The organism is Pedobacter sp. BS3 (assembly GCF_008274585.1).
GTDB lineage: Bacteria > Bacteroidota > Bacteroidia > Sphingobacteriales > Sphingobacteriaceae > Hufsiella_A.
The window spans coordinates 302,078-314,488 of record NZ_VTRT01000001.1 but is presented as its reverse complement, the minus strand read 5'-3'; the positions used below and the strand labels follow the sequence as shown (position 1 = coordinate 314,488).

The following is a 12,411-nucleotide window of genomic DNA, read 5'->3' as shown; positions in this document are numbered from 1 at the left end:
GCATGCAAATTACGCTGAATGATATAGGCAGAAGGTTTAACCGCGACTGGATATTCCGCAACATCAACTATACATTCATCTCAGGCTCATCGTACGCTATCCTGGGTCCCAACGGATCAGGGAAATCTACCTTACTTCAAATTATCGCAGGCAGCCTGTCAGCATCAGCCGGAACAATAAACTATCATGATACTGACAGGGAAATTGAAGGTAGCCATATCTTTAATTACCTGTCTGTTGCTGCTCCTTACCTGGAACTGATCGAAGAATTTACCCTGGCCGAGCAAATTGATTTTCATTTCCGGTTCAAAAAATTTTATCCGGGTGTTACCGTGGCAACGCTGATAGCTTTACTGGGTCTGGAAAAAGCAAAGCATAAATACATCAAGCACTTTTCGTCGGGTATGAAGCAACGGGTTAGACTGGCCCTGGCTTTTTGTTCGGATACGCCGCTTTTACTGCTTGATGAGCCTACTTCAAACCTCGATTCCCAGGGCGAGGCCTGGTATCTTCAGCTTATACAGCATTACACCGCTAACCGGCTGGTTATTATCGGTTCAAACCAGCAAAATGAATATGCCTTTTGTGATCACAGGTTGCAGATAGGGGATTATAAGTAGTGTTAAGTCAAACGTAAAAATTCAAAAGATGAACGTAGTGAGATCCCGGCTTTCGGGGGTTGAATCCCGTATCCCGAATCCTTCTTCTCGGAACAGGCAGTACGGGAAAATCGCGATTACCTGCCCTGAGTAATTCGGGGTTTGGGATAATAATTTGTAAAACATTTATAATAAACGGCATAAAAACACATTTATGCAGTTTATAATTAACTTGACAATAGCTGTTTTTTAAGTATGAGTAGGCACGCTCTTGTCTTACAGGTCAAGTATTCCGAATGTATGATGATGTGGTGTAGCCAGGTTAATGAACTGAAACTTTGGATTAGTTTTGTCTTTGATTGCGTTGTAAACTTTCAGGCTTTCTGCGTCTGACGACAGGTAAAATTCTACCGTTTTTTCATAATCTGCCTGGGCGAAAAGTTTTGTATCGTTCGGTATAATTTTTCGGTCGTTTACTTGCAGATTTTTATTTGCTCTTTCCTGAAAAGCAATCTTTGCAAATTCGCCTGTTCGTTGTGCGTGATTCAGGTTGAAAGGATTTGTAAATTTTTCAACGGTAATTCGTGAATGTCGCCACCGATACAGTATTCGGCTATGCTGATTGTTGAAATTAACATATCAATTTCTTCAAAAAGTAACGAAAATAACCGTCCGCATTTCTGAATAATGGGTCGCTTTCGTTTAGAAAGCGGAGAAAAAAACTTGTATCAAGCAGTACCGCTCTTTTATACTTCATAACCTCCTCTAATTTCTTTTAGCCAATTATCGGGGTTAATTGATCCAAGCCAATTTTTCTTTGCTTTTTCCCGAAGTGATCTTAAATATTGTTCATCATATTTTGGCTGGTAATCAACCAATTCAATAAATTTTAGTGTTGAAGTATCTATTTCGCCTGTTTCAGAGTGTTGTTTCCCTGTGGCACGAATACCAAAGGTTTTATAAAGCATGTTTTCGTTATACTGCTCCAGAAAACTAATCGGGGTTTGTATTCTTACTGTTCCAAGTTCTTCGGTTGAAATGTGAATATTAGCCTTATCCTTACCACCTGCATTTGTAACCTTTCCGTAAAAGTAAAATTTGGCGTCTGCCCAAATTGCCTCAGTTCTGTAAAAGTGGGTAGTTCTGTCAATCTTTACTTCGTTTGTTTGGTCAAGCGATGTTTTTATATTGAAAGTATAATTCTTTTTAGCGGCAATATCCTGAATGTTCTCAAATGCTTTTGCTGTTCCAATGTCAAGAAAATCAATGTTCTGTACCTGGTTAATCTGTCCAATAACAGCATTAAAGCCAATGATATACTGAATTGATGTTTTGAAAATATGCTTAACAGAGCCCTCTTCGATCCTGTAACTAATTGTAGGCCTGTCTTTTTTTTCGCCCGAATAAAGCAAATCTTCGGCGTTTTCAAGCATAGTAATCAGTTCCCGAATGTCATAATTATCGGGTGACAGATCAAGATTTCCTTTTGATCCTGTAATTCTGATCTCTATAAAGCCGATTTTTTCCACAAGACAAAAATAGTGAAGATCAGCTTCTTATTTTAATACGGCTTTAAGCCGGAATACTTTTTATGGATGCAAAATTACTTGAGCCGTCTGAAAATAAATATATTTCACCGATAGGATTTGTCCACCAGTCTGAACTGCAGTTTATTCCCGAGTGGAGATGATCGGGTGAAAATTGATATGATTACTTTTTTAGGTATGAGCGGGCAATGCTCGCATCAGCGAAAAGGGAACGAAAGATTTGATTATTTATATTTCTAAGCCAATTGCCTTATGTCCCAAAATAGGACACGTTTTTAAAACATGGGTAAAAAAAGACAGAAATAGGACACGTTTTTAAAACGTGGGTAAAAATGGGACACGTTTATGCTTTGCCTTTTTTGAGTAAATCATAAAGTGGTACATGCAGAAAAATAGTTTCTTTTCCCTTTATTTCAGCCTTAAGTATGCCCAACTCTTCCAGGTTTTTCAGATAAGTGGATGCTGTTTTCCTATTCAGATTCAGTGCATTTACCAAAAACTCGATCTTACAGTACGGATGAATAAATAGCTGCTCAATTAAATCTTTAGAGTAAATTCTCGGATAATGCTTTTGCACCATTTGCTGTGTTTGGGAAAACAAGGTATTAATTTGATTGATTTGCTTAATGGTTTCAATAGCCGTATGCTCAATACCTTTCAGAATGTATAGGATCCAGTCCTCCCAATTATTTTTTGTTCTAACCTCTTGCAATAAACGGTAATAATCGCCTTTGTTTTGAATAATAAACGAACTTAAATACAAAACAGGTTCATTCAATAGACCTTTTAGAATTAAGTAAAGTACATTTATAATTCTTCCGGTTCTGCCATTTCCATCATAGAACGGATGAATGCTTTCGAACTGATAATGTTGAATAGCCAGCTTTATCAGCGGAGAGACATTATCAGAGTCGTCATTCAGATACTCTTCTAAATTTTTCATTAACTCACTGATGGTCTCAAAATTATCAGGAGGCGTATAAATAACTTCATTCGTCAAATTATTGATCAAAGCTGTTCCCGGCAGTTTTCTAAATCCGGCATTATTTTCTTCTAATTCTTTTTGAATAGCAACGATCCCATTTACATTTAAAAAGCCTTTCTCTTTGATAAGATCTGTTCCCATCAATAAGGCTTCTCTATATCGTAACACTTCTTTGGTTGCAACATCTGGTTTTGCGGATTTTGCGTATAGCGCCTGATATAATTTATCCTGAGTTGTAACAATATTTTCTATTCCGGAACTCGCCTGAGCTTCTTTTAATACAACTGCATTGACAAGAATATGCGGATTAGGTAACGTTCTTGCCAATCCTTTTAACTCTGCCAAAGCAACGGCAGATCTGCTTTCCTGTTTGAGAATGGCAATTGTTTCTATCAAAGATTGCTTAGGTGGAAGTTTCTGCAGGTTATTATTGGGTTTGTTCGATTTTAAAACCATAATGAAAATTTAAATTACGTATTCACTAACCCCATTCGGCAGCTTATCACACCCAGTGCCAAATGTTAGAGCTGATAAATACTTTATCCCAATAATAAAAATCTTCCTCAATTTCATCTTCTAAATTGATTGGAAAACCAGTAAACCCTCCTCTTGGGTATAGGTTGCTGGCTGAACAAAGATATAAAAGCTGATGATAAGAACTAACGCTCGACAAGTGTTTCGCCCGACTGTCGCCTAAACAGTTTATTTCTTAAACCCTTAACCCTTATCTTTTTAAGAGATTTGCACTATTGCAGGTTATTCAAAAGGACAAATCCAAATAAGCAGAAACTAAAAAGCCGCTCTTTTCAGAACGGCTTCCTGTATAAACGACCAATATTGTCTCTATTGAGCGCTTTGTTTAGCTTCCTGCTTTAACTGCTCGCTGGCTACGATTACAATTTCCACACGGCGGTTTTGTGCACGGCCAGCCTCGGTAGTGTTATCAGCAATAGGTTCAGATTCACCTTTACCAATGGTTGTTAACCGCGAGGCTGATACGCCTTGCGCCACAGTGTAATCACGTACAGCAGCAGCACGACGTTCTGACAAAGCCTGGTTATAGGCATCAGAGCCCGTATCATCGGTATGACCAATTATGGTAATGTTGGTTTCAGGATTGTTTTGCATAGACTTTGCCAGGTTAGCAATATTGGTTTTTGCATTGGCTTTCAGATCTGATTTATCTACATCAAACAAAATACCCGAATCAAATTTAACAATCAGGCCTTCGCCGGTATTGATCACCTCTGCACCGGGGACGGTTTGCTTGATCTCTGCGGCCTGCCTGTCCATCTTGCGCCCGATAAACGCTCCGGCTGTACCGCCAATAGCACCACCAATAATGGCCCCCACTGCAGTATTACCGGCTTTTTTACCAATGATGGCTCCAATAGTACCGCCCGCTCCAGCGCCAATAGCAGCGCCTTTCTGGGTTTTGGTCATTGAATCGCATCCGCTTAAAACAAAAGATGCAGCGGCTATTGCCACCGCTACTGTAGCTATTCTTACATTCATGATTTTTAATTTTAATTAATCGCTGATTATTATTTTCAAATAAAATGCCAAAAATAAAATCCTTGCTGGTTAATGTCTAATAATATACTGATAATTAATTTCTGATAAAACAGTGGCTGTTTTTTAGTACAGGCTTACAGATTTGGTGTACGTCCACCGTCAACGGGAATATTGATGCCGCTGATGTAGCCTGCTGCCGGCGATGCCAGAAAAGCTACCGCTGCTGCTACGTCTTCGGCCGTTCCAATCCGGCCCAACGGAATCTGGGCAACCATCTCTTTTTCAACATCCCCGATCCGTTTCCCTTCCTTTTCTGCCCGGCTTGCTATCAGTGATTTAAGCCGGGCTGTCATAGATGTGCTGGGCAGCACGTTATTTACTGTTATCCCGTAAGGACCCAGCTCGAACGAAAGTGTTTTAGCCCAGTTTGCAACCGCGGCACGTATGGTATTGGATACGCCCAGACCTTGCAGCGGTGCTTTAACCGAGGTGGAAATAACGTTGATAATGCGCCCCCAGTTGTTGCGTTTCATGCCCGGAACCACGTGCTGTACCAATACCTGGTTGCAGATCAGGTGACTTGAAAATGCCTGCTGATATTCTGTTATATCGGCATCAATGGCTAAGCCACCCTTGGGGCCACCGGTATTATTGACTAAAATATCAACCGTATGTGTTTGTGTGTAATGACTGATTACCGTTTTTACCTGTTCATAATCACTAAAGTCTGCTATCAGGTAATGATGTAACGCAGCCCCCGAAACCGGTAATTGTTCCAACACTTCCTTTAGCTTTTCTTCGTTACGTGCCAGTAAAGTAACGCTGGCTCCCATTGAGGCAAGCTCTTTGGCCGATGCCAGACCAATGCCCTGTGTGCTGCCACAAACCAATGCTCTTTTTTCGCTAAGATTTATATCCATGCTGTGTTAAGTGAAAAGTCAAAAGTAAAAAGCCCAACTGATATTCAGCGTATTGCTTTTTGAAATCAATACAGCAACTTATCGTAAGGATAGCGTTGCGTGTGAATAGCCTTTATTTTGTCGTAAAGTAATGTTCTGAATTCTTCGATGTTGTTTTTCTGAAGCGCCGAAATAAATATTGCCGGGCTGTTATGTTTGGCCATCCAGCTTTTTTTAAAATCGGCTAATGTTAACGGTTCCGATGCTTCGTGCTCATTTTCTGCAGGAGGGTTATAGGCATCAATTTTATTAAATACCGTGATAGTGGGTTTATCGACCGCTCCCAGGTCTTTCAATGTTTCGTTTACAGTGTTTATCTGGTCTTCAAAACCGGGATGCGATATATCCACCACATGAACCAGTATATCTGCTTCGCGAACCTCATCAAGTGTAGATTTAAAGCATTCTACCAGGTGATGCGGCAGCTTTCGGATAAAACCTACGGTATCTGACAGCAGGAAAGGCAGGTTTTCAATAACTACCTTACGCACAGTGGTATCCAGCGTGGCGAACAACTTGTTTTCTGCAAATACCTCAGATTTTGACAGCATGTTCATAATGGTTGATTTGCCCACATTGGTATAGCCTACCAATGCCACACGCACCAGCTGACCGCGATTTTTGCGCTGCGTTTCATTCTGGCGATCAATACTTTTTAGCTTGTCTTTCAGCAGGGCTATTTTATTGAGAATTAACCTTCGGTCGGTTTCAATTTGTGACTCTCCCGGGCCACGCATACCAATACCACCTTTTTGCCGTTCAAGGTGAGTCCATAATCGCGTTAAACGCGGAAGCAGATATTGCAATTGTGCAAGCTCAACCTGTGTTTTAGCCTGTGCGGTTTGTGCCCGTCTGGCAAAAATATCCAATATCAGGTTGCTGCGATCCAGTATTTTTACCTGTAATTCGTTTTCAATATTGCGCAACTGCGATGGCGACAGCTCATCATCGAATACCACAATATCAATCTCTTCGGATTTAACAAAAGCATTTATTTCTTCCAGCTTACCAGTGCCTACAAATGTTGCCCTGTCGGGACGCTGCATTTTCTGGGTAAACGTTCCGATAACTTCGCCCCCGGCTGTATCTACTAAAAATTCGAGCTCTTCCAGGTATTCACGCTCCTGCTGCTCGGTTTCTGCCGGAGTAATAATGCCTACCAGAACGGCTTTTTCTGGCTTTATAGCGGTATCAAAAAATTTCTGTCTGGGCATGTATGTTCAACAATCCGCAAAGATAAGAGTTTAATCGGGGATCTCATTTCACGCTAAGAACACCAAGTTCTCTCTTTGCGAACTTAGCGTAAAAACTCTGCGGCCTATGCGTGAAAAAAAGCCACGCTAAGAACTCTCTTGTAAAGTAACCTTTTAGATACATTCCTTAACCGTTAAACTTAATTACCTTTGTACACTCTAACGTTGACAAATTATTTAACCTTACGGTATGTTTAAATTTCTTCCTGTTATTACCATTGTTACTTTATTATTGTGCGAATTCAGGGCTGTTGCTCAAACATACGAGGTTAAAGGCAGTGTTGTAGACTCTACGGGCGTGCCACTGGCAGGAGTAAACATCAAAATTACGTCTCCGTCTGATACCCTTATTACTGCCAGTAATGCATACGGAGGATTTCAGTTTGCACAGGTAAAATCACCCCAATTCAACTTAACAGCAGCACTTATCGGTTTTAAAACCTATAGCCAGGCTTATACGGTCAGTAATAATAACGGCAAAACGTTCAAGCTGGATCCCATTAAATTAAGCATACAGTTTAATCAGTTAAGTGAGGTTACGGTTATCGGTATTAACCCCATTGTTGTAAAGGAAGATACTATACAATACAATGCCAGCGCTTACCCGGTTCAGGAAGGCGCTCCGGTAGAAGATGTATTGAAAAAGCTACCCGGAGTTACCGTAGATAAGGATGGAAATGTTACGGCCCAGGGAAAACAAATATCGCGGGTGCGGGTAAACGGTAAAGATTTTTTTGGCGGCGATGTGCAAACGGCTACGCAAAACCTTCCGGCTGATATTATTGAAAACCTGCAAATTATTGACGATTACGGCGACGAGGCAAACCGTACCGGCGTTAAAACCGAAGAGCCTGAAAAAATATTGAACATTACCATCCAGCCTAACAAACGCAAGGGATATTTTGGACGCGGAACCGTTGGCGGTGGTAGTAACGACCGTTATGTCGGGCGTATTATGGGCAACTCATTTAAAGAAGACCGGCAATTGTCGGTTCTTGGATCCATCAATAATACCAATTCCAACGTATTTAATTTTAACGGTGGCGGTCGTGGTGGCGGAGCCCGAGGAGCAAACTACGGAAGCGATGAACGCAGCAAAAACAGCGACGGCTTAACCCGCACACAATCTATCGGGTTAAACTACCGCGACCAGTGGGGTAAAAAGCTGAGCGTATATGGCAGCTACAGCCTTTCAGGAGCAAATAATAGCGTTACGGGTCGCTCTTTTACCACCGATTTTAATCCAAATAATATCAGCACAACCAGCCGCAATTCAGACAGTCGTACTACCAAAAATAATCAGCGGCTCACCTGGAATATGGAATACACGCCAGATACGGCTAACTTCGTAAAAATAACACCTTACTTTTCGTACGCATCATCTGATGGCGGAACCCATGGCATTTCAGAGATACAGAAACAAAACTATTATACTTTATCCAATACCAGCAATAATACACATTCATCAACACCGAGCGCCGGTACCGACTTTTTATTTAACCACCGTTTCAGTAAGCCGGGCCGCAACATCAGCTTAAGCGGAAGTATTGATTATTCGGGCCGGAACAGAAGCTCGAATCCTGATAACAGTTATCTGAATATCGACTCCACCGGAGCCATTCCCGTTAGCGATACTACGTATCGATACCAGCATATCGGTACCGATAACTCCAACATCAGATTCAGCGCTAAAATATCATACTTAGAACCCATTGGTAAGCAAACCCGTCTTGAAATAGGCTACAAATGGACTAATTCAAGCTCAAAAAGCTTACGCGATGTAAACGATATTGACCGCATTACCGGCAATGAAAACTGGAATACCGACCAAAGCAATAATTATCATTACCAGTTCACCACGCACAATTTTACACTCAACTATATCTTTGATAACAAGAAAACCTACAACTATACCATTGGCGTAGTAGCGCAGCCAACACGCCTTTACGGAGAAGATATTGGCCGTAATTTTTCTACGGTTTCTACTAATTTTCATTTCAGGCCCAGAGCCCGGTTCGTTTACAAGTTTTCGCGAAGCAATTATTTTACAGCAACGTATGGCAGTTCCAGCAACGAGCCCAGTTTCTCGCAACTGCAACCTATTGTAGACAGCTCTAACGTGAAAAATATCATTATCGGTAATCCTAACCTGAAGGCCGAATTTACCAACAGGCTAAGCCTGCAATATAACCGGTTCGATATTGCCTCGGGCAATTCATTTTTCAGTAACCTGAGCTTTAATCAAATCAATAACCGTATTGTTAACGATCGTATCAATAACCAAAATGGTACAGGCGACACTACAACGTACCGTAACACGAATGGATTTTATAGCCTGAACGGTAATGTAGCTTATACCAAGCCTTTTTCTGAACGGAAATATACGGTAACCGTTAGCGCATCAGGAAGCTATGATAACAACATATCATTTACCGACCATCTGAAAAATCACGGGCAAAACTGGAATATCCGGCCGGGAGCACGTTTCAGGCTCGACCTTGAGAATATTATCGATGCCGATTTCAGCGTTTCGTATAATATCAATAACACTATTACCAAATATTCTGCCCCTGGTATTCAAAAAACAAGCACCCGGACATTAAATATGGGTATTGATGGTAAAAACTATTTCTTTGATGATGCATGGACGCTGGGATATAGTTTCTCTAAGGAACTAAATTATGGATACCTGTATACCAATAATGCTAATCCAACACTATTAAGCGGTTTTATTGAATACCGTTTCTTAAAAAAGCACATGGCTTCGCTACGTTTACAGGCGTTTGACCTGCTCAACGAGAATACAGGCATATCCCGTACTGTAAACGGTACACGGGTTATTGACAGCCAGAACAACCGTTTAGGACGTTATTTCCTGTTAACATTTAACCTCAGGTTGCAGAAATTCGCAGGCCGCAGCGGTTTCCAGCGTCGCAACGAATCTGGCAATAAAGAGCGTACACGCGATATTGATTCTCCGGGAAGTGGAAGCGGCAGAAGTAATGGCGGTAGCCGCGGATTCGGCGGCGGCAGACGTGGAGGATTTTAGAAATAGTAGCAGATCGTCCACGTTTGCAACGTGGACGATGGAGAACAGCAATTACATCGCTTTAAACAGGTTTAGTCACATACATATTTTACCACAAAAGATATGTTTATCTCTGAGATTACTTAGCTTCGTAGATAAATACAAGAGCTGCCTTTCAGAATTAAAAAAACATATCATGGAATATGCTAATCTCATCCTGGAAATTAAAAACCGGGTATTATACATCACCATAAACCGCGAGCATAAGCTCAATGCGTTAAATAAAGCTACACTGGCAGAGCTGCATACGGCATTTACCAATGCTTATCACGATAACCGGGTCAGTGCTATAATCTTAACCGGCGCCGGACAAAAATCGTTTGTGGCTGGTGCTGATATCAGCGAACTTGTAACCCTCGATGCTGAACAGGCAACAGACCTGTCCCGCGAAGGCCATACCAAAGTATTTGATGTTATTGAACAATCGCCCAAACCCGTTATTGCCGCTATTAACGGCTTTGCGCTGGGCGGCGGGTTAGAGCTGGCCTTGGCCTGCCATATCCGTATCGCATCGCAAACCGCTAAGTTAGGTTTCCCCGAAGTGAGCTTAGGCATTATTCCCGGTTACGGCGGTACGCAACGTTTAACCCAATTAGTAGGTAAAGGCAGATCTTTCGAGATGATACTTTCTGCTGGGATGATATCCGCACAGGAAGCGCTTACAATAGGCTTGGTCAATTATGTAGTATCGCCCGAACAACTGATTGCAACCTGCGAAGAGCTATTGTCAAAAATTATGCTGCAGGCTCCTCTTGCAGTTGCGGCAGCTATACGGGCCATTAATGCCTCAGGTAGCGAGACCGGGTTCCAGACAGAAATTGCCGAATTTGGCAATTGTTTTGATACTGACGATGTGAAAGAAGGCATACACGCATTCCTTGAGAAAAGACCCGCGAAGTTCTCCGGAAAATAAATCTTCTGCTTTTTGTGGAATTTTTTTCCCAAAATAAATTTTTCATCCTACATTAGTGGAATAGACCGCTTCTTTAAGGAATGAAAAAAATTTTAATTGTCGACGACGAAATCAATATCGGTTTACTGCTGTCCCGCTTTTTAAGTAAACATAACTTCCAGGTTAATACGGCGACAAGCGGTTCATCGGCAATGGAAATTTTATCCAAAGAAGATTATAACCTGGTGCTGTGCGATTTCAGGCTTCAGGATACCGACGGCCGTGAATTGCTCAAAAAAATTAAAGTCAGGCATCCGCAAACGGGCGTAATTATTATAACCGGCTATTCAGATATTAAGCTCGCCGTTGAGCTGATCAAGCTTGGCGCCTACGATTATATCACCAAACCGCTTTATCCGGACGAGATATTAAACACCATTAATAAAGCGCTGGAGACCCAAAAGGCATTTTCAAAAGATTATTCGGCAGATAATAGCTCGCCTGTTATAAAAAAAGGCGGTCAGATCATGCCCGAAGAATTCATCATCGGGCAAAGCGCAACGTCTATGGAGCTTATGCGGCACATTAAGCTGATAGCCCCAACCAACTACAGCGTTATTTTAACCGGCGAAAGCGGTACAGGTAAAGAGTCTATCGCCAAAGCCATTCACCTGAACAGCGGTCGTAAAGACAAACCCTTTATTGCTATGGATTGCGGCTCGTTAACCAAAGAGCTTGCCGGCAGCGAATTTTTTGGTCATGAGAAAGGCGCTTTTACCGGTGCGCTGTTTGCCAAGCCCGGTCATTTTGAAATGGCTAACGGAGGTACTTTATTTTTGGATGAGATCGGCAATCTGTCGTACGAAACGCAGGCAGCGCTGTTGAGAACCGTGCAGGAGCGCAAGGTAAAGCGTATTGGCGGTCTCAAAGAAATTGAGCTGGATGTGCGCATCATTGTTGCCACTAATGAAAACCTGCACGTGGCTATACAAAATAACCGGTTCAGGGAAGACCTTTATCACCGGTTTAACGAATTCAGCATCCACTTACCGCCATTGCGTAATCGCGGAAATGATATTTTAATATTTGCCGACGCATTTTTAAAAAGCACCAATGCCGAGCTTAGTAAAAACGTAGCCGGTTTTTCGGAGGACGTGCAAAAATGTTTTCTAAGCTATAACTGGCCCGGTAATGTCCGGGAGCTTAAAAACGTGATCAGGCGGGCCGTTTTGCTAACCGAAGGCAACATTGTTCAAATCAAATCATTACCGCTTGAAATTGCCAACTATTCAAACACATTTGCTGCCGAAAAGGCTTATGCGCTTAAACCGCTTTCAGAAGAAAACTCGCACAACCTGAAAGATGCCACCATACAGGCAGAATATGCCACCATTATCCAGGTGCTGCGTGAGGTTAACTTCAATAAAACAAAAGCTGCTCAATTACTAAACATTGATAGAAAAACATTGTACAATAAAATGAAGTCTATCAACCTGAGTAAAAAATAATCTGTGCCGGAATAAATGCCAGACCATAAATTGACGCAAATAAATTTATTTGTATGTTGCTAATA

The 12,411-nt window shown here is 41.7% G+C and carries 9 protein-coding genes; 4 read left to right on the top strand and 5 right to left on the bottom strand.

What is annotated here, in order from left to right:
- Positions 1-2: 2 nt before the first annotated feature.
- The gene (locus FW774_RS01335; protein ID WP_149346360.1) at positions 3-620 is read left to right on the top strand and encodes an ABC transporter ATP-binding protein; all 618 of its coding nucleotides are present in this window, start codon (positions 3-5) and stop codon (positions 618-620) included.
- A gap of 725 nt (positions 621-1,345) precedes the next feature.
- Here FW774_RS01335 and FW774_RS01325 read toward each other — a convergent pair.
- The 5 genes from FW774_RS01325 to hflX form a co-directional block, all read right to left on the bottom strand.
- Positions 1,346-2,128, bottom strand: a complete 783-nt coding sequence (locus tag FW774_RS01325; protein WP_149346359.1) for a hypothetical protein — start codon at positions 2,126-2,128, stop codon at positions 1,346-1,348.
- A 361-nt stretch (positions 2,129-2,489) separates the two neighbouring features.
- Entirely contained in the window at positions 2,490-3,587 is a 1,098-nt protein-coding gene (locus tag FW774_RS01320; protein WP_149346358.1) for a Fic family protein, read from the bottom strand.
- A 387-nt stretch (positions 3,588-3,974) separates the two neighbouring features.
- On the bottom strand, positions 3,975-4,646 hold the full coding sequence (locus FW774_RS01315; RefSeq protein ID WP_149346357.1) for an OmpA family protein: 672 nt from the start codon (positions 4,644-4,646) through the stop codon (positions 3,975-3,977).
- 134 nt (positions 4,647-4,780) lie between these two features.
- Positions 4,781-5,566, bottom strand: coding sequence for an SDR family oxidoreductase (locus tag FW774_RS01310; RefSeq protein ID WP_149346356.1), 786 nt, complete (start codon positions 5,564-5,566; stop codon positions 4,781-4,783).
- 65 nt (positions 5,567-5,631) lie between these two features.
- Positions 5,632-6,819 (bottom strand): GTPase HflX, encoded by a 1,188-nt coding sequence (gene hflX / locus FW774_RS01305; protein WP_149346355.1) that lies wholly within the window; start codon positions 6,817-6,819, stop codon positions 5,632-5,634.
- A gap of 229 nt (positions 6,820-7,048) precedes the next feature.
- Between hflX and FW774_RS01300 the strand changes: the two genes are divergently transcribed.
- The 3 genes from FW774_RS01300 (at position 7,049) to FW774_RS01290 (ending at position 12,346) form a co-directional block, all read left to right on the top strand.
- Positions 7,049-9,907: an outer membrane beta-barrel protein gene (locus tag FW774_RS01300; RefSeq protein ID WP_149346354.1), complete on the top strand. Its 2,859-nt coding sequence runs from the start codon at positions 7,049-7,051 to the stop codon at positions 9,905-9,907.
- A 175-nt stretch (positions 9,908-10,082) separates the two neighbouring features.
- Positions 10,083-10,859, top strand: a complete 777-nt coding sequence (locus FW774_RS01295) for an enoyl-CoA hydratase/isomerase family protein (RefSeq protein WP_149346353.1) — start codon at positions 10,083-10,085, stop codon at positions 10,857-10,859.
- Between the two features lie 80 nt (positions 10,860-10,939).
- Entirely contained in the window at positions 10,940-12,346 is a 1,407-nt protein-coding gene (locus tag FW774_RS01290) for a sigma-54-dependent transcriptional regulator (RefSeq protein ID WP_149346352.1), read from the top strand.
- Positions 12,347-12,411 lie beyond the last annotated feature (65 nt).